We start from the raw sequence: 20776 nt of genomic DNA, 5'->3' as shown, positions 1-20776 counted from the left end.
ACCCCGCAGCCGATCCCCACAGTCTCTCGGGCGGTCGGAAAGGCGTACCGCAGCCGATCCCCACAGCCGTTCCGAACGGGCGGTAAGGCGCCGTCTCGGTCGGGATCCGTCCGGTGGCGGCGCCTTTGGTCCGTCGGTGGTCTCAGCCCCTGCGCCTGCGTGCCACCGTCACCGCTCCCCCGCCCACCAGCAGCAACGCCAGTGCGCCGCCCGCGATGTACGGGGTCGCCGAGCTGCCGCCCGTCTCCGCCAGGTCGGCCCGTGCCCCCTGGGGCTTCACCTCGGCGGCCGGGTCGTGGCTCGGCACCGGGTGCTCGGCGGGTGCGGGGGTCTCGCAGGTCGCCCTGGCGAGGGTGACCGTTCCTTCCACCTCGGCCACGTTGAGCTTCAACGGGTTGACGGAGACCTTGAGTTCGAGGGCCGTCGCGGCCGCGGTGCGGGACGTGGTCCGGCGCTGGGAGACGTCGAGGCGGACCTCGCCGACCCCCGGCACCTTCACCTGGGTCGGGCCGCCGGCGGTGAGCGTGACCCGCTTGCCCAGGACCGTGACGGCGCCGAGGACGTTCGCGGAGGCGACGGGTGTCTTCCCGGCCTCGCAGGTCGCCTTGGCGGTGACCGTGCCCACCTCGACGAGGGAGAGCAGGGGCAGGCCCGGGACGTGCAGTTTGGCGTGGACGACGCGGACCGAGCCCTCGGCGAGCTTCCCGTTCACCGTGGCCTTGGCCGCCGCGACCTCGGCGCCGAGGACCGTGAACGGTCTGCCGCCGTCGACGCCGTCGAGCCGGGCCGTGAGCGCGGTCCGGTCGGCGCTCCGCGGTGCCTGGACCTCGTTGAGGGTGACCGCGAGCGGGACGTTCACGGTCTTGTCGAGCAGGGACACGTCGAGCCCGGTGCGGAGCACGACGGCGGAGGCGCGACCGTGGTCCGCGGTCGCGTGCGCGGCGCTCGCGCTCAGGGCCGCGGGAGCCGCGGCCAGGGCGGTGACCGTCGCCACCGTGGTGAGACGGCGTGCGGGCATGCGGAAGTTTTTGCTGTTCAAGGCGGTGGGACCCCCAGACGGAACTTGCTTGGGACCCGTCAACCTTTACGCACTGTGGGTGAACGGTCAGCGATCCTGCGTTACTTCACTCAAACGTGGATATTCCGCACACCTCTTCGAATCACCGGGCACACGCGTTCCCTTACTCGACGACGGCCCCGTTCAGCACCACCCGGCGCGGGGCCGCCAGCACCCGTACGTCGGCCCGTGGGTCGGCCTCGTACACCACGAGGTCGGCCGGTGCCCCCTCCTCCAGGCCGGGACGGCCCAGCCAGGCGCGGGCGCCCCAGCTCGTAGCCGACAGCGCCTCGACCGGCGGGATGCCCGCGATGACCAGCTCCGCGACCTCGTCCGCCACCAGGCCGTGGGCCAGCGAGCCGCCCGCGTCCGTGCCGACGTACACCGGGATGCCGGCGTCGTACGCGCCGCGCACGGTGTCGTAGCGGCGCTCGTGCAGCCGGCGCATGTGGGCCGACCAGCGCGGGTACTTGCTCTCGCCGCCGGACGCGAGCCGCGGGAAGGTGGCGATGTTGACGAGGGTCGGGACGATCGCGACGCCGCGCTCGGCGAACAGCGGGATCAGGTCCTCCGTCAGGCCCGTGGCGTGTTCGATGCAGTCGATGCCCGCCTCGACCAGGTCGCGCAGCGAGCTCTCGGCGAAACAGTGCGCGGTGACGCGGGCGCCCAGCCGGTGGGCCTCGGCGATGGCCGACTCGACCGCCTCGCGGGGCCAGCAGGCGGACAGGTCCCCGAGGTCGCGGTCGATCCAGTCGCCGACCAGCTTGACCCAGCCGTCGCCGCGCCGGGCCTCCCGGGCGACGTACGCGACGAGTTCGTCCGGCTCGGCCTCGTGTGCGTAGTTGCGGATGTAGCGGCGGGTGCGGGCGATGTGCCGGCCGGCCCGGATGATCTTCGGGAGGTCGTCGCGGTCGTCGATCCAGCGGGTGTCGGAGGGCGAACCGGCGTCACGGATCAGCAGGGTGCCGGTCTCCCGGTCGGTGAGCGCCTGCTTCTCGGCGGTCTCCGCGTCGACCGGGCCCTCCGCGCCGAGGCCGACGTGGCAGTGCGCGTCGACCAGGCCGGGCAGCGCCCAGCCCTCGACGGTCCGGACGTCCCGGGCGCCGGCGGGGCGGTCGTAGCAGACACGGCCCCCGACCACCCACAGCTCGTCGCGGACGTCCTCGGGCCCGGTCAGGACCCGGCCCTTCACGTGCAGCACCGCCTGATCGCTCATGCACCGCACCTTAGTGAGCTACTGCCCGGACTTCCCCACCTGGTCCGAGGTCTCCTCCTCCACCTCGGCCATCGCCGGGTCGAGCAGACGGGAGAGGAAGTGGCGGGTGCGGTCGTGGCGCGGACTGCCGATGACCTGGTCGGGGCTGCCGTCCTCGACGATCACGCCGCCGTCCATGAAGACGACCCGGTCGGCGACCTCGCGGGCGAAGGTCATCTCGTGTGTGACGACCATCATGGTCATGCCCTCCTCGGCGAGCCTGCGCATCACGGCGAGGACGTCCCCGACGAGCTCCGGGTCGAGCGCGGAGGTCGGCTCGTCGAAGAGCATCACCTCGGGGCCCATGGCGAGCGCGCGGGCGATGGCCACGCGCTGCTGCTGGCCGCCGGAGAGGGAGGCCGGGTAGGCGTCCGCCTTCTCGGACAGGCCGACCCGGTCCAGGTTCTCGGCGGCGATCCTCGCGGCGGTGGCCTTGTCACGCCGCAGGACCCGGCGCTGCGGGAGCGTGAGGTTCTCGGTGACGTTCAGGTGCGGGAAGAGGTTGAACTGCTGGAAGACCATGCCGATACGGCGGCGTACGGCGTCGATGTCGACGTCCGGGTCGGTGATCTCGGTGCCGCCGACGAAGACCTGGCCCTCGGTGGGCTCCTCCAGCAGGTTGACGCAGCGCAGCAGGGTCGACTTGCCGGAGCCGGAGGGGCCGATGACACAGACGACCTCGCCCTGGCCGATCTCCAGGTCGATGCCGCGCAGGACGTGGTTGTCGCCGAAGGACTTGTGCAGGTCCCGGACGTGGATCTCGGGGCGGGTCACTTGATCTCCTCCTGGGCCCTGGCCTCCAGACGGCGGGCGACGAAGCCGAGCGGAACGGTGACCAGCAGATAGCACAGGCCCGCGACCAGGATCGGCGTGGAGTTGGCGGTCGTACTGGCCAGGTCCCGGCCGAACTTGGACAGTTCGCGCTCCTCCAGCGTCACGCCGAGCAGCAGCACCAGGGAGGAGTCCTTGAAGAGCATGATCAGCTCGTTGGTGAGCGGCGGGAGAATGATCCGGAACGCCTGCGGGATGATGATGGAGATCATCGCGCGGGCGGGCGAGAAGCCCAGCGAACGCGCCGCCTCCGTCTGCCCCTTGGGCACCGCCTGGATGCCGGCACGGAACGTCTCCGCCATGTAGGCGGCACCGATGAGCCCGAGGCCGAGAGCGCCCTTGCCGTAGGTGCCGCCGGGGATCTCCGTGCCCGGGAAGGCCAGCGGGACGGCCACCGCGATGAAGACGAAGATCAGCAGGGCGGGCAGGCCACGGAAGATCTCGATGTAGATGCCGGCCACCCAGCGGTACGGCCCCACGGAGGACAGCCGCATCAGCGCGATGACCAGGCCGAGCACCAGGCCGAGGACGAAGCCGGACACCGTGAACAGGACGGTGTTCTTCAGCGCCAGCGTGATGACGTCCGGCCACATCTGTCCGGCGATGCCGCCCTGCGCGAACTGGTTCTGCAGTCGGCCCCAGTCCGCCGAGACCGCGATGGCGATCACGGCGGCGACGAAGACGACGTACTGGATGCCGCGCGACAGCCGGCGCTTCTGACGTCGCGTCAGCCCCTTCTTCCGCGGCTGGAGTCGTACGTCCGTGTCGGTCATGAGGCGGCGGGAGAGGCCACGGAGGTGTTGTACGGGCCGATCCACTGCTCGTAGATCTTCTTGTAGGTGCCGTCGGCCTTGGCGTCCTTGAGAGCCTTGTCGATGGCCTCGCGCAGCGCCGTGTTGCCCTTCTTCACCGTGAAGCCGTACTGCTCGCCGGTCTTGAGGTTGTCGACGACTTCGAACTTGCCGGCGTTGGCCTTGTCCTTCAGCCAGCCCTGGACGACCGGGTAGTCGATGACGACCGCCTGGACCTGACCGGTGCGCAGGCCGTTGAGGACCGCGTCGGAGGACTCGAAGGAGATCGGGTCGTAGCCCTTGCTCTTGACGTAGTCCTCGCCGGTGGTCTGCGCCTGGGCTCCGAGCTTCTTGCCCTTGGCCTTGACGTCGGCAAGGGACTTGATGCCGCTGTTCTTGTCGACGAGGACGGCCTGGGTGGCCTCGAAGTAGGGGTCGGAGAAGTCGACGTTCTTCTTGCGCTCGGGCGTGATCGTCATGCCGGCGGCGGCCAGGTCGCACTGGCCGGAGTTCAGGAAGGCGCCGGTCTTGAAGTTCTCGAACGGCGTGTCGACGATCTGCTGCTTGACGCCGAGGTTCTTGGCGACGAGGTCGATGAGGGAGACGTCGAAGCCCTGCACCTTGCCGTTGATCTCCGACTGGAACGGCGGGTAGGGCAGGTGGGTGCAGGTGGTCAGCTGACCGGCCTTGACGAGGTGGACCCCCTTGACGGTGGCACCGCCGCTCCCCCCGTTGCCGTTCGAGGAGCAGCCGGCCACGACGAGGACCAGCCCGGCGGTCGCGGTGGTGGCGGCCAGGAGACGGGTCCGGCGTCCGAGGAGCGTTTTCATGGGGGGATCTTCTCTGTGCGGGAACTGTGGGTTCCGATTATAAGGAAGAGTTTGAGTCTCTCAAACCAAACCGATGGTCACGGGGTCGTTCGACCTAAGATCGATGGAGTTGCCCCCGAGAGTGAAGAGAGCACCGTCATGACCCACCCCCTCCTCGATCTGCCCCAGCTGAGCGCCGGGCGGTTCGCCGCCATCGAGGACCGGGTGGCCCGGCTGCTGGACACCCGGCAGGACGTCGTGATCACGCAGGGCGAGGCGCTGCTGCCGCTGGAGGGGGCGATCCGCGCGGCGGCCGGCCCCGGCACGGTGGCCCTCAACGTGATCACGGGCCCGTACGGGCAGACCTTCGGCAACTGGCTCCGGGACGCCGGCGCGACCGTGCACGACCTGACGGTGCCCTTCCACACGGCGGTGACGGCCGCGCGGATCCGGGAGGCGTTCGCCGAGCACCCGGAGATCGACTTCGTGTCCCTGGTGCACGCGGAGGCGGCGACCGGCAACACCAATCCGGTCGCTGAGATCGGCGAGGCGGTACGGGCGCAGGGTGCCCTGTTCTACCTGGACGCGGTCGCCTCCGTCGGCGCCGAGCCGGTGCTGCCGGACGCGTGGGGTGTGGACCTGTGCGTGATCGGGGCCCAGAAGGCGATGGGCGGACCGGCGGGTGTGTCGGCGATCTCGGTGAGCGAGCGGGCGTGGGCCCGGATGGCGGCCAATCCGAACGCCCCGCGCCGCTCCTACCTCTCCCTCCTCGACTGGAAGGAGCGCTGGATCGACGGCGGCCGCAAGGCGCTGCTGCACGCTCCCGCCCAGCTGGAGATGCTGGCTCTCGAGGCGTGCCTGGAGCGGATCGAGTCGGCGGGCGCGGAGTCGGTGATGGCCCGGCACGCGGCCGCGGCCGCGGCGACCCGGGCGGGCGCGGCGGCTCTGGGCGGGGGCCTGGAGCCGTACGTGTACGAGGCGCGGGACGCGGCGCCGGTCGCCACGACCCTGCGGGTCCCCTCCGCACTCGTGGCCTCGGAGCTGGTGGCCCGGGCCCTGGCGAGCGACCCCGCGCTGCCGCTGGCCGCCGGGGGCGGCGCCCTGGCCAAGGAGATGATCCGGGTCAACCACTACGGCCCCGACGCGAACCCGGGCGCGGTGCACGCCTGCCTGTCGGCGCTCGGCACGGCTCTCGCCGAGCAGGGCCTGCCGGTGGACCCGGAAGGAGCCCGCCGCGCGGCGGACGAGGCCTGGCGCTAGCCACAGCCGGATGAACGGGACGGCCCGCGCGGACGTGTGCGGGCCGTTGTCCGTGGCGCGTGCCAGGCTGCCTTCATGACCGACGAGACTCCCGTGACCCTGCCCGACGGCCGCCCCGTCCCCCTGCTGACCGGCCCCGAACGCCCCATGCTGGAGAGCTGGCTGGACTTCCACCGGGCCACGCTGGAGCTGAAGTTCCGGGGGCTGGACGACACCCAGGCGCGGCTCGCCCCGGCCGAGCCGTCGGCGCTGACGCCGCTCGGACTGGTGCAGCATCTCGCGGAGGTCGAGCGGAACTGGTGGCAGCGGGTGGTGGCGGGGCTCGAGGTGCCACCGGTGTTCGAGGAGGAGACGGGGTACGCCCTCGCCCCGGAGCGGGGGCTCGACGAGGCGTTCTCGGTGTGGCGCGGGGAGATCGCGCGGGGACGGGAGCTGGGCGCCGGGCGGTCGCTGGACGACGCGGGGCGAATCACCGACGGGCCGATGGCCGGCGCCGAGGTGAGTGTGCGGTGGGTGCTCATTCACCTCATCGAGGAGTACGCCCGGCACAACGGGCATGCCGACATCCTGCGTGAACATATCGACGGAACCACAGGGGCTTGAATTCAAATAAGCTCCACAATTCCCGCCAATTCACCGGACGATAGCTTCCCGTCTTCTTCTGCCCGCTTTTTGCGAGGCTAAACGGGGCAGTTTTCCGGGGCGTTTTCCACCGATTTCCATTCTGTGACACACTCCACAGCCGAACCTATTTGCCCCACTTTGACCTGGGTCAAATCGGTCATCCTGTCGACGTCGGCGCCGGTCGCGTCAACATCAGCCGTGCATTCTTGAATTTGCCTCGCTAAATTCGTGCCGCATGACTGCCGCACCAGCAGACCTGCTCATCGACCGACCGGCGGTGACCGACGGAGCCACGCTCTGGCGGCTCGCCAAGGAATCGAAAACCCTCGACCTGAACTCCTCGTACAGCTATCTGCTGTGGTGCCGGGACTTCGCCGGCACCTCGGCGGTGGCGCGCGGCGCGGACGGCGAGCCCGTCGGTTTCGTCACCGGGTACGTGCGGCCCGACAACCCCACCACCCTGCTCGTCTGGCAGGTCGCCGTCGACTCCGCCCACCGGGGCCACGGCATCGCCGCAGCACTGCTCGACGGACTGGTCGCCCGGCTCGCCGCCGAGCGCGGGATCACCGCCGTCGAGACCACCATCACCCCCGGGAACACCGCCTCCGAGCGCCTGTTCACCTCGTTCGCCGCCCGCCACGGCGCGGACCTCGCCCGCGAGGTGCTGTTCCCCGTCGAGTTCTTCCCGGACGGCACGCACGACCCCGAAGTCCTCTACCGCATCGGCCCGTTGACCCCCACCACCTCGCACTGAGGAGCGATTCACCGTGACGATCACCCAGCCCGACCTCAGCGTCTTCGAGACCCTCGAGTCCGAGGTGCGCAGCTACTGCCGCGGCTGGCCCACCGTGTTCGACCGGGCGCAGGGCAGCCGGATGTACGACGAGGACGGCCACGCGTACCTCGACTTCTTCGCCGGGGCCGGCTCACTCAACTACGGTCACAACAACCCGGTCCTGAAACGGGCGCTGATCGACTATCTGTCCCGGGACGGCGTCACCCACGGCCTGGACATGTCGACCACGGCCAAGCGGTCCTTCCTGCAGACCTTCCAGGACCTGGTGCTGCGCCCGCGCGACCTGCCGTACAAGGTCATGTTCCCGGGCCCGACCGGCACCAACGCGGTGGAGTCCGCGCTGAAGCTCGCCCGCAAGGTGAAGGGGCGGGAGGCGATCGTCTCCTTCACCAACGCCTTCCACGGCATGTCGCTGGGCTCCCTCGCCGTCACCGGCAACGCCTTCAAACGCGCAGGCGCCGGCATACCGCTGGTCCACGGGACCCCGATGCCGTTCGACAACTACTTCGACGGCACGGTCGAGGACTTCCTGTGGTTCGAGCGGCTGCTGGAGGACCAGGGCTCCGGGCTCAACAAGCCCGCCGCCGTGATCGTGGAGACCGTCCAGGGCGAGGGCGGCATCAACGTGGCACGCCCGGAGTGGCTGCGCGCGCTCGCCGACCTGTGCGAGCGGCAGGACATGCTGCTGATCGTCGACGACATCCAGATGGGCTGCGGCCGCACGGGCGCCTTCTTCTCCTTCGAGGAGGCGGGCATCACGCCCGACATCGTCACCGTCTCGAAGTCGATCAGCGGGTACGGCCTGCCGATGTCGCTGTGCCTGTTCAAGCCCGAACACGACGTCTGGGAGCCGGGCGAGCACAACGGCACCTTCCGCGGCAACAACCCCGCGTTCGTCACCGCCACCGCGGCCCTGGAGACGTACTGGACCGACGGCTCCGCCATGGAGAAGCAGACCCGCACCCGCGGCGAGCAGGTCGAGCAGGCGCTGATCTCGATCACCGAGGAGAACCTCGCCGACGTGAAGGAGTACCGCGGCCGGGGCCTGGTGTGGGGCCTGGAGTTCCACGAGAAGGCGCGGGCCTCGCGGGTCGCACGGCGCGCCTTCGAACTCGGACTGCTCATCGAGACCTCCGGCCCGGAGGGCGAGGTGGTCAAGCTGCTGCCCGCCCTCACCGTGACGGCCGACGAGCTGGACGAGGGCCTCAGCGTCCTGGCCCGGGCCGTCCGCGAAACCGCCTGACACCATCCACCGAGGAGGAAGCACAGCACCGTGATCGTCCGATCGTTCAAGGACATCGAAGGCACCGACCGGCACATCAAGGCCAAGTCCGGCACCTGGGAGAGCAAGCGGATCGTCCTCGCCAAGGAGCGGGTCGGCTTCTCCGTGCACGAGACCATCCTGTACGCCGGGACCGAGACGTCGATGTGGTACGCCAACCACATCGAGGCCGTCGTCTGCACCAAGGGTGAGGCCGAGCTCACCGACCACGAGGCCGGGAAGACGTACACCATCACTCCCGGCACCATGTACCTCCTCGACGGGCACGAGCGGCACACGCTGCGCGTCAAGGAGGACTTCCACTGCATCTGCGTGTTCAACCCGCCCGTGACCGGACGGGAGGACCACGACGAGAACGGCGTCTACCCGCTGCTCACCGAGCCCGAGGAGGTGTGACACCCATGACCGCTGTCACCGACCTGTATCCCAGCCGCGGCGCCGGCGAGGTGACCGTCCCGCGTCAGGACCCGGTCGTCTGGGGCTCCCCGGACGCGCCCGGCCCGGTCTCGACGGCCGACCTGCACGCGTTCGAGCGTGACGGCTTCCTCGCCGTCGACCAGCTGATCACCCCCGACGAGGTCGAGGTCTACCGGCAGGAACTGGACCGGCTGGTCGCCGACCCGGCGATCCGGGCCGACGAGCGCTCGATCGTCGAGCCGAAGTCGAAGGAGATCCGCTCGGTCTTCGAGGTGCACCGGATCAGCGAGGTGTTCGCGAAGCTGGTCCGCGACGAGCGGGTGGTCGGCCGCGCCCGGCAGATCCTCGGCTCGGACGTGTACGTGCACCAGTCGCGGATCAACGTCAAGCCGGGCTTCGGCGCGAGCGGCTTCTACTGGCACTCGGACTTCGAGACCTGGCACGCCGAGGACGGCCTGCCGAACATGCGTACGGTGTCCGTCTCGATCGCGCTGACCGAGAACCACGACACCAACGGCGGCCTGATGATCATGCCGGGCTCGCACCGGACGTTCCTGGGCTGCGCCGGTGCCACGCCCGAGGACAACTACAAGAGGTCGCTGCAGATGCAGGACGCGGGAACCCCGTCCGACGAGGCGCTGACCAAGCTGGCGAGCGAGTACGGCATCAAGCTGTTCACCGGCAGGGCCGGCTCGGCGACCTGGTTCGACTGCAACTGCATGCACGGCTCCGGCGACAACATCACGCCGTTCCCGCGCAGCAACGTCTTCATCGTGTTCAACAGCGTGGAGAACAAGGCGGTGGAGCCGTTCGCGGCACCGGTGCGCCGGCCGGAGTTCATCGGCGCGCGCGACTTCACCCCGGTGAAGTAACCCCCCGAGCACGGGCCGGGGCCTCCTCGTGTGGGACGGGAGGCCCCGGCCCGGTCGTGTCAGCCGGACAGCGCCTCCAGCAGGCGGTCCGCGTCCGCGGGCGTGTTGTACAGGTGGAAGGCCGCGCGCAGGTTGCCCGAGCGGTCGGAGACCTCGATGCCTGCCTTGCTCAACTCCGATTGCCTGGAGCCGAGTCCGGGCACCGAGACGATGGCCGAGCCGGGTGCGGCCACGGGCTCGTGACCGAGGTCGGCGAGGCCCGCCCGGAACCGGTCGGCGAGGGCCACGTCGTGGGCATGGACGGCGGCCACGCCGAGTTCCTCGATCAGGTCGAGCGAGCGGCGCAGGCCGGCGAAGGTGAACAGGGCCGGGGTGAGGTCGAACCGCCTTGCGGAGTGGGCGAGTTCGGCGACCGGACCGTAGCAGCTGTCCCACGGCGCCTCGCCCGCGACCCAGCCGGCGAGCACCGGGACCAGCCCGCCGAAGTCCTCCGGGACCGTGAGGAAGGCCGCGCCGTGCGGGCCGAGCAGCCACTTGAAGGAGACGGCGGCGGTGAAGTCGTAGGCGTCCGCGTCCATGGGCAGCCAGCCGGCGGCCTGGGAGAAGTCGACGTAGGTGCGCGCGCCGTGCTCGCGGGCGGCCTCGCGCAGGGCGGGCAGGTCGGCGACGCGGCCGTCCGCGGACTGGGCGGCGCTCACGGCCACCAGCGCGGTACCCGGGCGGATCGACTCGGCGATCCGCTCGAGCGGGACCGTGCGGACCTTGAGGTCGCCGCGGACGTGGAAGGGGTTCAGTACGGAGGTGAAGTCGTCCTCGGCGGTGAGGACTTCGGCACCCGCGGGCAGCGAGGCGGCGATCACCCCGGTGTGGGCGGCGACCGAGGCGCCTGCCGCGACCCGGGTGGCCTGGACGCCGGCGAGCCGGGCGTACGCGGCGCGGCAGGCCTCCACGTCCTCGAACAGCGGGGTCAGCGGCCGGCCAGCGGCCCGCAGCAGCGCCGCCTCGTGCACGGCGGCGACGGTGCGGGCCGGCAGCAGGCCGTTGCTGGCGGTGTTGAGATAGGTGCTCGTGGTGGTGAACTCGGCGCGGACGAGGCTCTCGAACGTCTCCGTGGTCTCCATGGGACCACTGTGCGGCCCCATGAAGTCGTAGTCCATTGCGAATTTTTACGTGGATTCGCTTAGGAGCCCTTATACGTCCGCTCCGACCTGCGGATTCTCAGTGCTGCGGCACCGCGCACCCATCCGGGCCACACGCCTCGGCGTCACCCTGGTCCACGAGCTTCAGCGGGGAGCGCTCGCCCCAGGCCTGGGTCAGCGCCTGGGTGAAGACCTCGGCGGGCTGGGCGCCGGAGACGCCGTACGCGCGGTCCAGGACGAAGAAGGGCACACCGTTCGCGCCGAGCCGGGCGGCCTCGCGCTCGTCGGCGCGGACCTCGTCCGCGTGGGCGGCCGGGTCGGCGAGCACGGCCCGGGCGGCCTCGGCGTCCAGACCGGCCTCCACGGCCAGTTCCACGAGCCGCTCGTCGCCCTCGGTGAACACGGACCGCTCCTCGGCGAAGTTGGCCCGGTACAGGATCTGGATCAGCTCGTCCTGCCTGCCCCGCTCCTTGGCGAAGTGCAGCAGGCGGTGCATGTCGAAGGTGTTGCCGTGATCGCGGTCCCGGGTGCGGTAGTCCAGGCCCTCGGCGGCGGCCTGGGCGCCCAGGTTCTCCTCGCCGGCCTGTGCCTGTGCCTCGCTCATGCCGTACTTCCTGGTCAGCATGGTGATCACCGGCTGGACGTCGCCCTTGGCGCGGCCCGGGTCCAGCTCGAAGGAGCGGTGCACCACCTCGACCTCGTCGCCGTGCGGGAAGGCAGCGAGCGCCTTGTCGAAACGGGCCTTACCGACATAGCACCAGGGGCAGGCGATATCGGTCCAGATCTCGACGCGCATGTCTTCTGCTCTCTCCAAGTCGTACGGGTCCGGAGGCTCTCTCCACCCAGTGCGTGAACGTTCAAGCAGCGACGTTCATTCCCCGGGTACGGAGAGGCGCAGGAAGAGATGGTGGTCACCCTCGGCGGGCGGGTTCTCCGGGTCGGGAAGCCAGCCCCGGCGGGCGTAGAAGGCCTGGGCGCGGTGGTTGTCCACGTGGACGTCGAGGACGGCCGAGCGCATGCCGTCGGCCCGCCACTCCTCCTCGCAGGCCGCGTGCAGGGCCGTGCCGATGCCGGCTCGCCAGTGCTCGGGGTCGACGTGGAACTGGAACAGCTTGACCTCTTGCGCGGGGCCGCCGTCCGGGGTGCGGAAGGAGGCGATGCCGACGATCCGGCCCTGCTCGACGGCGCACAGGACGTGGGCGTCGGGGCGCTCGATGGAGCCTCGCCACGCCTCGGTCCAGTCGACGTCAGCCTGGGGGACGCCGTCCGGGTAGTACGTCGAGCGGGCCCGGAGGTGCAGATCGGCGATGGTCTCGGCTTCGGCGGGCAGGGCGGTGCGGATCACCAGGGCGCCGTTCACACGTTCACTGATCATGCAACGGAGGACGTGAGGGCCCCGGTTCCGGTTCCGTGCCGGCTGAACTGGGCGCGATAGGCGCTCGGGGTGAGGCCGGTCCGGCGGACCAGATGGGCGCGCAGCGAGTCGGCGGTGCCGAGACCGCAGGCGGTGGCCACCTGGTCCATCGGCAGGGTGGTGGTCTCCAGCAGTTCCTTGGCGCGCTCGACGCGCTGGTGGAGCAGCCACTGCAGCGGACTGACCCCGCTCTCGGCGTGGAAGCGGCGGGTGAGGGTGCGCACGCTGACACCGGCGTGGCGGGCCAGATCGGTGAGGGTGAGCGGCTTGTCGAGGTTGCGCATGGCCCAGCCGCGGGTGTCGGCGCAGACGGTACCGCGCTCGGGCGGCAGCGGGGTCTGGGTGAACTGGGTCTGGCCGCCGGGGCGGACCGGTGCGACCAGGGCGAGCCGGGCCACCTCGTTGGCGACGGCGGCGCCGTAGTCGGTGCGGATGACGTGCAGACACAGGTCGATGCCGGCGGCGTAGCCGGAGGAGGTCAGGAACTGGCCGTCCTGCACGTACAGCACGTCTCCCCGCAGGTCGACCTGCGGGTACCGCCTGCGCAGCTCCTCGGCGTGCGCCCAGTACGTCGTGGCCCTGCGCCCCTGGAGCAGGCCGGCCTCGGCGAGCTGGAAGGCGCCGGTGCAGATGGACGCGATCCGCCTGCCGTCGGCGGCCGCCTCGCGGACGGCGTCCACGATCCGACGCTCCGGCTCGAACGGCTCCCCGGTGCCGGCGACCACGACGGTGTCCGCCTCCCGCACGGCGTCGAGGCCGTGCCGGACGTACAGGTCGAGACCGCCGGTGGTGGGCACCGGTCCCGGCTCGGCCGTGCAGACGAGCACCTCGTAGCCGGGCCGGCCGTCGACCTCCACCTTGCCGAACAGCATCTCGGGGATCGCGACGTTGAACATCGAGACCGGTGAGGGCGCGATGACGGCGACACGGTGCGGCATGGCCAGAACCTCCGGGTGCGTGGCATTCAGGTCACTACTGTAGGGCGGCGGAGATCCGCAGCATGGGGACATGTCGACGAACCAGATGCCCGGGGTCGAGCAACTTGCCCCCGTTTCCGGCGACCTGGAACCCACGAGGTCCTCCGCCGCACTCACCCTCACCGCCTCCCTGCTCGGCTTCGCGCTGATCTGCCTGGACGCGTCCGTGGTCAACGTGGCCCTGCCCGCGATCGGTTCCTCCCTGGGTGGTGGGATGTCCGGCCTGCAGTGGGTGGTGGACGCGTACACGCTGGCCTTCGCGGCGCTGATGCTCTCCACCGGGGCCTTCTCGGACCGTGCCGGGGCGAGCCGGGCGTTCGCGCTCGGCACCACGGTGTTCACGCTCGCCTCCGCGGCCTGCGGACTCGCGCCCGACCTGCCGGCCCTGATCGGCGCGCGGGTGGTGCAGGGCGTCGCGGCGGCCGTGGTGCTCCCGGCCTCGCTCGCGCTGGTGCGGCAGGCGTACCGGGAACCGGCGCGGCGCGCCCGCGCGGTGGCCGCCTGGGCGGCGGGCGGTTCGCTCGCGGTGGCGCTCGGCCCGGTGGCCGGCGGTGCGCTGACCACGGCCTGGGGCTGGCGCGGCATCTTCTTCGTCAACCTGCCCCTGGGCGCGGCGATTCTGGCGCTGCTGGTCCGGGCCCCGCGCTCCCGGCCCCGCCCGGCGCCGCTGGACCTGCCCGGTCAGCTGACGGCCGTGGTGGCCCTCGTGTCCCTGACGTTCGCGGTGATCGAGGGCGGCCCGGCGGGCTGGGCGGCGCTGGTGGTGGCCGTCGTCGCGGGTGCCGCGTTCCTGCGCGTCGAGGCCCGCCGGCCCCACCCGGTGGTGCCCCTCGGGCTCTTCCGCGACCGGACCGTGGCCACGGCGGTCGCGGTCGGCTCCGCGGTCAGCGTGGCCTTCTACAGCCTGGTGTTCGTCTTCTCGCTCTTCTTCCAGCAGGTCCAGGGCCACTCCGCGCTGTACGCCGGGCTCATGTTCCTGCCGATGACGGGCCTGATCGCGGTGACGAACGTCGTGGCGGGCAAACTCGCGGGACGTTACGGCCCGCTGCTGCCGATGCTGGTCGGACAGCCACTGGCCGTCGCGGGACTCCTCCTGCTGCTGTACGTCGACGCCGGCACACCGCCGGCCCTGGTGTCCGTGCTGCTGGTGCCGCTGGCGCTGGGCTGCGCGCTGACGGTGCCACCGCTGACCGCCGCGATGATGGACGCCGTACCCGCCGAGCGGGCGGGGCTGGCGGCCGGGGTGCTCAACGCGGCGCGGCAGGTGTCCGGCGGGCTGGGGATCGCGGTGTTCGGGGCGCTGGTCGCCGACGGCTTCGAGGCCGGCATGCGGCTGTGCCTGGTCATCAGCGCGGCACTGCTCGCGGTGACCTTCGCGCTCAGCTTCCGTCTCGCAGGTCGCTCGGCCAGGCGGGCCTGAACTCGATGTGGTCGTAGGTGACCACGCACCCCTCCCCCAGCGGCGACTGGGTCATGAACCCGACCAGCGCGGCGCCCGACTCCTTCGCCTCGCCCAGGGTGAAGAGCCGGACGAAGGTCCAGCGCGCGCCGTCCCGGGAGGCGTGGAAGGCGAAGGCCCGTCCGGTCCGGCTGATCCGCAGCCACACCGAACTCCCGTCCACGGTGAAGGAGTTCGCGTCGTCGGAGTGTCCCCGGGTGACCACCGTGCAGACGGTGGGCACGTCCGGGGAGTACTCCAGGCACAGCTTGGCCCAGGCGTGTTCACCGACGTGGACGTAGAGCACTCCGGCGTCGAAGGACGCGTTGAAGCCGACGGTGACGCGCGCGATCAGCTGGAAGTCGCCCTCCGGCGCCCCGAGCAGCCGGGGCGCGTCGGAGGCGGGCTCCAGAGCCTCACCGGTGGGCGTGACGAACCGATCCTGCCGGGGCCCGGCCCACCCGGTCAGTACGCCGTCCTCATGGGACCAGTGGCCGTCGGGGCCGTAGGTCCGCAGGGGGAAGGGGAGTTCGGGAAGCTCTGTGTCCATCGGCGGATTCTCGCAGAGGAAGCTGTGCCGCTACCGCTCCAGGACCCCGTCGAACCGACGCGGAAGCCCGAGCGGATTGTCGTCGCGGAGCTCCTTCGGCAGCAGTGCCTCGGGGGCGTTCTGATAGACGACCGGCCGAAGCCACCGCTCGATGGCCGTACCGCCCACGGAGGTCGAGGTGGAGGTCGTGGCGGGATAGGGACCACCGTGGTGCTGAGCCGGAGCCACGGCCACCCCCGTCGGCCACGCGTTCACCAGGACCCGGCCGGCGAGCGGAGTCAGCTCGGCGAGAATCTCGGCGCCCCGTCCCTGGCCGGCGGCCTCCTCGCCGGACAGATGGACCGTGGCCGTCAGGTTGCCCGGCAGCCGCGACAGGACCGCCGTCGCCTCGCCCTCGTCCTCGTACCGGACCACCACGGTGACCGGCCCGAAGCACTCCTCCAGGAGGAGGTCGTACGCCCCCTCCTCGGCCAGCCTGCTCGCCGGCACCGTGAGGAACCCGGCGCTGACCGTGTGCTCACCGCCCGCTCCCGGCGTGACCGGCGCGTCCACCTCGGGCAGCTGCGCCCGCTCGGCGACGCCCGCGACGAAGTTGTCCCGCATGCGGTGGTCGAGGAGGACCCCTGCGCCGGTGTCGCCGACGGCGTCCGTGAGCGCCTTGACGAGGCCGTCGCCCGCCGCACCGGACGGCACCAGCACGAGGCCCGGCTTGACGCAGAACTGGCCGACGCCCAGGGTCATGGACCCGGCGAGACCGGACCCGATCGCCTCCGCGCGCTCGGCTGCGGCGGCCTCGGTCACCACGACCGGGTTCAGCGAGCCCAGCTCGCCATGGAACGGGATCGGCACCGGACGCGCGGCGGCCGCGTCGAACAGGGCACGGCCTCCGCGCACCGATCCGGTGAAGCCCGCGGCGGCGACCAGCGGGTGCCTGATCAGCTCCACGCCCGCCTCGAAGCCGTGCACCAGGCCCACGACGGCCTCGGGGATGCCGTGCTCGGCGGCGGCCCGGCGCAGCACCCCGGCGACCAGCTCGGACAGGGCCGGGTGGTCGGGGTGGGCCTTGACGACCACCGGGCAGCCCGCGGCCAGCGCGCTCGCGGTGTCGCCGCCGGCGACGGAGAAGGCGAAGGGGAAGTTGGAGGCGGAGTAGACGGCCACGACGCCCAGCGGGACCTTGTAGCGGCGCAGGTCGGGGACGGGCGGGGTGGCGGTGTCGTCGGGGTGGTTGATGATCACGTCGAGGAAGGCGCCCTCGTCGACCTGGTCGGCGAAGGCCCGCAACTGGTACGTCGTCCGGGCGAGTTCGCCGGTCAGCCGGACCGGGCCGAGGGCGGTCTCGGCGTCGGCGGTCTCGACCAGGCCGTCCTTGGCCGCGTCCAGGCCGGCGGCGGCCGAGCGGAGGAAGGCGGAGCGGATCGAGCGATCGGCGAGGGCGGCGCGCGCGGCGTGCGCCGCCCGGACGGCCGCGTCCACCTCCTGGGCTGTGGCCTCCACCGCAACCTGTTCGCGCTGCTTCCCGGTGCGCGGGTCGACACTCCAGACTGGTGCTGCTGCCACCGCGGATCCCTCCAAGTAAGACCGCAATTCCTGGGTCAACCATCAGTCGCGTTCGATATACTGAACACTGTCTCTGATGGTGAATTCGCTGCTCGGAGACTATATATCTAGGTCCTCGTCGAACGAAGGGGTCAGGGGCGATGTCGGCAGTCGAGACAGGCGGCGGGGCACAGGTCAAGTCCGCGGTGCGGACCGTGGAATTGCTCGAGTACTTCGCCGGCAGGCCCGGTATGCACTCGCTGGCGGCAGTCCAGGAGGCCGTGGGCTACCCCAAGTCCAGCCTGTACATGCTGCTGCGCACGCTCGTGGAGCTGGGCTGGGTGGAGACCGACGCGACCGGGACGCGGTACGGCATCGGGGTGCGGGCGCTGCTGGTGGGCACGTCCTACATCGACGGCGACGAGGTGGTCGCCGCTGCCCGGCCGACCCTCGACCGCCTCTCCGACGACACCACGGAGACCATCCACCTGGCCCGCCTCGACGGCACGAACGTCGTCTACCTGGCCACCCGCCAGTCGCAGCACTACCTGCGCCCCTTCACCCGCGTCGGCCGGCGGCTGCCCGCCCACTCCACCTCCCTCGGCAAGGCGCTGCTCGCCACCCACACCGACGAGCAGGTCCGCAAGCTGCTGCCGGAGACGCTGCCCGCCCTCACCGAGCACACGATCACCGACCGCGAGAAGCTGATCGAGGAGCTGCACCAGGTCCGCGAGCAGGGCTTCGCCGTCGACCGCGAGGAGAACACGCTGGGGCTGCGCTGCTTCGGCGTCGCGATCCCGTACCGCACCCCCGCCCGCGACGCCATCAGCTGCTCGGTCCCGGTGGCCCGGCTGACCCCCGCCCACGAGCAGATGATCAAGGACGCGCTGTTCGACGCGAGGGACCGGCTGACGCTCGCGACACGTCGGCTCTGAGCACCCGGGGCGGGCCCGTGGCGGACGCGTAGGCTCTGCCCCATGGAGATCGCGCTGCGTGCCGTCGAGGACAGCGATCTGCCGGTCTTCTTCCGGCAGATGAACGACCCCGAAGCCCTGTGGATGGCCGCGTTCGGCCCGAAGGACCCGGCCGACCGCGCTGCGTTCGAGGCCCACTGGAAGCGCGTCCGGTCCTCTTCCGTCGTGCTGCGCACGGTTTTGGCCGACGGCGCCGTGGTCGGCAGCGCGGCGGTCTACGGGGAGCCCGGCGAGCTCGAGGTGACGTACTGGATCGAGCGGGCGTACTGGGGGCGGGGTGTGGCGACGGCGGCCCTGCGGGCGCTGCTCGTGGAGGTGCCCGAACGCCCGCTGTACGCCCGGGCCGCCGCCGACAACGCCGGATCGCTGCGGGTGCTGGAGAAGTGCGGCTTCCGGGAGAGCGCGCAGGCGCGGGGGTTCGCCAACGGGCGCGGTGCGGAGATCGACGAGGTGGTGCTGAGGCTGGAGGACTGATCCTCCCCCGTCCGGCGGAGGCGGATCGTCTTCGCGCAGGAAGTGGACCACCGGGCCGGCGCGGGAGCGTTGCGGCATGAGCTCCTCAACCGCGGCCGCCCCGGCGGCCCCCGTCGCCGCCGGTCCCCGGCGCCGTCTGCTGCGGCTCGCGGCCATTGCCGCCTGCCTGCCGTACCTCTGCCTCAAACTCGCCTGGATCTGCGGCAGCCACCTCGGGATCCCGCACGGAAGCCCGCTGCTGAGGCACCGGGTGACCATGGTCCTCGCCAACGGTCTCACCGTGCTGATGGACGCGGCCGTCATCGTGCTGGCCCTGCTGCTGACCCGGCCGTGGGGACGGCGGGTGCCCGCCTGGCTGCTCGCGGTGCCGATGTGGGTCGCCACGGGGCTGCTCGCGCCGATCATGGTGGCGTATCCGCTGCAGTTGGCCCTCCAGGGCGGCGGCAGCGGCGGTGACCACCGGCCGTTCCTCGACGGGTGGGTGTTCGGGGTCGTCTACGGCGGGTTCATCGTGCAGGGGCTCGCCCTGGGCGCGCTGTTCGTCGGGTACGCCCGTGAGCGGTGGGGGCATCTGTGGCGGGGCCGGGTGTGGGAGCTGCCCGTGCCGGGCGCGGCGGCCGCGCAGCGGATCACCGCGGTGACGGCGGCGGTGCTCGCGCTGGTCCCGGGCACGCTCCGGCTGTTGTGGGCCTGTGGGGTCACGGCCGGACGGAACACCGGCGGCGGCCGGCTGATCGAGGCCGTCTACGCCGGCTTCCTGGCCGCCGCCGTCACCGGCGCCTGGCAGCTGGCCTTCCGCCGCGGCCGCCCGCTCCCGGTCGCCGTGCCGCTCGCCCTGGCCTGGGCCGGGTCCGCGTCAGCGGCCTGCTGGGGCGGTTGGACGGCCCTGGGCGCACTCGTCACGTCCCACGACCTCGCCGACCGCCCGACACCGGCGATGAGCCTCACCTACGCTGGGCAGATGATCGTCGGCTTCCTCGTGGCGACCGTCGCCGCGCACCACTTCGCCGACCGGTCCACCAAGGCACCGCGGTGACCGAGGCGTTGAGCCCGCTCTTCGGCGGGCGGGCGCGGCGCCGCTGGATCCATCTGATCCTGGGCGGGGCGCTCGCCATGCCGTACGTCCTCGTCGGCTCGGTGATCGTGGGGCCGTTCACCGGCGCCGACGAGGTGTTCGCCTCCCTCCCCCTGCAACTCGGCTCGTTCGCGGTCGGTCTGCCGATCGCCGCCGTCACCTCGCTCTTCCCGCTGACCCGCCCGCTGGAGTGCGCCGCCGCACGGGCCCTGTGCGGCATCGACGCGGACGCCCTCGCCCAGGGACCGGCCCGGACGCGGGCCGAACGGGGCCGTACGGCCGCCTGGTTCACGCTGCACCTGGGGCTCGGCGGCATCGTCTCCGGGATGTCGCTGGCCGTACCGCCGTTCGCGGTCGTGCTCGTCGTGCTGCCCCTGTTCGCGGGGCTGCGCGACAGCCCGCTCGGACTGCCCCGGGTCCTCGACCACCCGTGGGCCCTGGCGCTCTGTCCGGTCGCGGGCCTGGGCATGCTGGCCGCCCTCGCCGGCTGCGCCGCCGCCTGCGGGGCCCTGCTCGCCCGCTCGGCGCCCGCCCTGCTCGGGCCGACCCCCGCGGACCGGCTCGCCGCGGTGGAGGCCCGCGCCGCGGACCTCGCCGTACGCAACCGGCTCGCCCGTGAGCTGCACGACTCCGTCGGCCACGCGCTGAGCGCCGTCACACTCCAGGCGAGCGCGGCGCGCCGGGTCCTCGACACCGACCCGGAGTTCGCCCGCGAGGCGCTGGCCGCGATCGAGGAGACCACCCGGCGCACGGTCGGCGAACTGGACGCCGTGCTCGGCGTGTTGCGGGACGGCGACGCGCCCGGCACCGCCCCCGCACCGACCCTCGCGGCCGACCTGGACGGGCTGCTGCGCCGGACCCGGGCCGGCGGGCAGCGCGTGACGGCCACCGTCGACACCGGCCCCGCCGACCTGCCCGCGCTGGTCTCCCGGGAGGCCTACCGGATCGTGCAGGAGGGCCTGCACAACGCCCTCAAGCACGCCGGCGAACCGGTCGCCCTCCACATCGCCGCCGCCGACGGCCACCTGGAGATCACCGTCGAGAACCCCCTCGGCGCCCGCCCCGCTCCCCGCCCCGGCGGTGGCCACGGCCTGCGCGGCATCGCCGACCGGGTCCGGCTGCTGGGCGGCACCTCGCACGCGGGCGCGGCCGGGGACACCTGGCGCCTGCACGTCCGACTGCCACTGAAGGGAACCACGTGA

The 20776-nt window shown here is 71.8% G+C and carries 22 protein-coding genes; 11 read left to right on the top strand and 11 right to left on the bottom strand.

Annotated elements, in window-relative coordinates; genetic code table 11:
• Window positions 1–142: 142 nt before the first annotated feature.
• From AC07CM_RS21330 to AC07CM_RS21310, 5 genes are all read right to left on the bottom strand, one after another.
• Entirely contained in the window at window positions 143–1039 is an 897-nt protein-coding gene (locus AC07CM_RS21330; RefSeq protein WP_478877983.1) for an SCO1860 family LAETG-anchored protein, read from the bottom strand.
• Between the two features lie 142 nt (window positions 1040–1181).
• Window positions 1182–2273 carry an amidohydrolase family protein gene (locus AC07CM_RS21325; RefSeq protein ID WP_478877982.1) on the bottom strand — a complete coding sequence of 364 codons (1092 nt, stop codon included), beginning with the start codon at window positions 2271–2273 and terminating at the stop codon, window positions 1182–1184.
• An 18-nt stretch (window positions 2274–2291) separates the two neighbouring features.
• On the bottom strand, window positions 2292–3086 hold the full coding sequence (locus tag AC07CM_RS21320; RefSeq protein WP_478877981.1) for an amino acid ABC transporter ATP-binding protein: 795 nt from the start codon (window positions 3084–3086) through the stop codon (window positions 2292–2294).
• The gene (locus AC07CM_RS21315) at window positions 3083–3916 is read right to left on the bottom strand and encodes an amino acid ABC transporter permease (protein ID WP_478877980.1); all 834 of its coding nucleotides are present in this window, start codon (window positions 3914–3916) and stop codon (window positions 3083–3085) included. The genes AC07CM_RS21320 and AC07CM_RS21315 overlap by 4 nt, the downstream gene beginning before the upstream one ends.
• Window positions 3913–4764: a transporter substrate-binding domain-containing protein gene (locus tag AC07CM_RS21310; protein WP_478877979.1), complete on the bottom strand. Its 852-nt coding sequence runs from the start codon at window positions 4762–4764 to the stop codon at window positions 3913–3915. The genes AC07CM_RS21315 and AC07CM_RS21310 overlap by 4 nt, the downstream gene beginning before the upstream one ends.
• Window positions 4765–4902: 138 nt before the next feature.
• Between AC07CM_RS21310 and AC07CM_RS21305 the strand changes: the two genes are divergently transcribed.
• The 6 genes from AC07CM_RS21305 (at window position 4903) to thpD (ending at window position 9994) form a co-directional block, all read left to right on the top strand.
• A complete protein-coding gene (locus tag AC07CM_RS21305; protein ID WP_478877978.1) occupies window positions 4903–6003 on the top strand; it encodes a pyridoxal-phosphate-dependent aminotransferase family protein in 1101 nt (366 codons plus the stop codon).
• A gap of 75 nt (window positions 6004–6078) precedes the next feature.
• Window positions 6079–6606 (top strand): DinB family protein, encoded by a 528-nt coding sequence (locus AC07CM_RS21300; RefSeq protein WP_478877977.1) that lies wholly within the window; start codon window positions 6079–6081, stop codon window positions 6604–6606.
• A gap of 256 nt (window positions 6607–6862) precedes the next feature.
• A complete protein-coding gene (ectA, locus tag AC07CM_RS21295; RefSeq protein WP_478877976.1) occupies window positions 6863–7381 on the top strand; it encodes a diaminobutyrate acetyltransferase in 519 nt (172 codons plus the stop codon).
• Window positions 7382–7394: 13 nt separating this feature from the next.
• Window positions 7395–8666, top strand: coding sequence for a diaminobutyrate--2-oxoglutarate transaminase (gene ectB / locus AC07CM_RS21290; RefSeq protein WP_478877975.1), 1272 nt, complete (start codon window positions 7395–7397; stop codon window positions 8664–8666).
• Between the two features lie 30 nt (window positions 8667–8696).
• Entirely contained in the window at window positions 8697–9101 is a 405-nt protein-coding gene (locus AC07CM_RS21285; protein WP_478877974.1) for an ectoine synthase, read from the top strand.
• Between the two features lie 5 nt (window positions 9102–9106).
• A complete protein-coding gene (gene thpD / locus AC07CM_RS21280; protein ID WP_478877973.1) occupies window positions 9107–9994 on the top strand; it encodes an ectoine hydroxylase in 888 nt (295 codons plus the stop codon).
• Between the two features lie 59 nt (window positions 9995–10053).
• On the opposite strand, the gene AC07CM_RS21275 is transcribed toward thpD, so the two are convergent.
• The 4 genes from AC07CM_RS21275 to AC07CM_RS21260 form a co-directional block, all read right to left on the bottom strand.
• Entirely contained in the window at window positions 10054–11115 is a 1062-nt protein-coding gene (locus AC07CM_RS21275; protein ID WP_478877972.1) for an aminotransferase class V-fold PLP-dependent enzyme, read from the bottom strand.
• Window positions 11116–11212: 97 nt separating this feature from the next.
• Window positions 11213–11929: a DsbA family oxidoreductase gene (locus AC07CM_RS21270; RefSeq protein ID WP_478877971.1), complete on the bottom strand. Its 717-nt coding sequence runs from the start codon at window positions 11927–11929 to the stop codon at window positions 11213–11215.
• A gap of 75 nt (window positions 11930–12004) precedes the next feature.
• On the bottom strand, window positions 12005–12508 hold the full coding sequence (locus AC07CM_RS21265) for an N-acetyltransferase family protein (protein WP_478877970.1): 504 nt from the start codon (window positions 12506–12508) through the stop codon (window positions 12005–12007).
• Entirely contained in the window at window positions 12505–13485 is a 981-nt protein-coding gene (locus AC07CM_RS21260; protein WP_478877969.1) for a GlxA family transcriptional regulator, read from the bottom strand. Before AC07CM_RS21260 ends, AC07CM_RS21265 begins: the two co-directional genes overlap by 4 nt.
• A gap of 70 nt (window positions 13486–13555) precedes the next feature.
• Here AC07CM_RS21260 and AC07CM_RS21255 point away from each other — a divergent pair, with 70 nt between their 5' ends.
• Window positions 13556–14944 carry an MFS transporter gene (locus AC07CM_RS21255; RefSeq protein ID WP_478877968.1) on the top strand — a complete coding sequence of 463 codons (1389 nt, stop codon included), beginning with the start codon at window positions 13556–13558 and terminating at the stop codon, window positions 14942–14944.
• Here the strand turns inward: AC07CM_RS21255 and AC07CM_RS21250 are convergent.
• Both AC07CM_RS21250 and AC07CM_RS21245 read right to left on the bottom strand, forming a co-directional pair.
• Window positions 14904–15512, bottom strand: a complete 609-nt coding sequence (locus tag AC07CM_RS21250; protein ID WP_478877967.1) for a DUF1349 domain-containing protein — start codon at window positions 15510–15512, stop codon at window positions 14904–14906. The genes AC07CM_RS21255 and AC07CM_RS21250 overlap by 41 nt on opposite strands.
• Window positions 15513–15542: 30 nt before the next feature.
• Window positions 15543–17072 (bottom strand): aldehyde dehydrogenase (NADP(+)), encoded by a 1530-nt coding sequence (locus AC07CM_RS21245; RefSeq protein WP_478877966.1) that lies wholly within the window; start codon window positions 17070–17072, stop codon window positions 15543–15545.
• A 140-nt stretch (window positions 17073–17212) separates the two neighbouring features.
• Between AC07CM_RS21245 and AC07CM_RS21240 the strand changes: the two genes are divergently transcribed.
• From AC07CM_RS21240 to AC07CM_RS21225, 4 genes are all read left to right on the top strand, one after another.
• A complete protein-coding gene (locus AC07CM_RS21240) occupies window positions 17213–17986 on the top strand; it encodes an IclR family transcriptional regulator (RefSeq protein WP_132854583.1) in 774 nt (257 codons plus the stop codon).
• Between the two features lie 42 nt (window positions 17987–18028).
• On the top strand, window positions 18029–18499 hold the full coding sequence (locus AC07CM_RS21235) for a GNAT family N-acetyltransferase (protein ID WP_478877965.1): 471 nt from the start codon (window positions 18029–18031) through the stop codon (window positions 18497–18499).
• Between the two features lie 76 nt (window positions 18500–18575).
• Window positions 18576–19535, top strand: a complete 960-nt coding sequence (locus AC07CM_RS21230) for a hypothetical protein (protein ID WP_478877964.1) — start codon at window positions 18576–18578, stop codon at window positions 19533–19535.
• A complete protein-coding gene (locus AC07CM_RS21225) occupies window positions 19532–20776 on the top strand; it encodes a sensor histidine kinase (protein WP_478877963.1) in 1245 nt (414 codons plus the stop codon). The genes AC07CM_RS21230 and AC07CM_RS21225 overlap by 4 nt, the downstream gene beginning before the upstream one ends.

The organism is Streptomyces sp. NPDC044061 (assembly GCF_056434305.1).
Note: the sequence above shows the minus strand (reverse complement) of the source record. Positions and strands in the feature narration are given on the sequence as shown.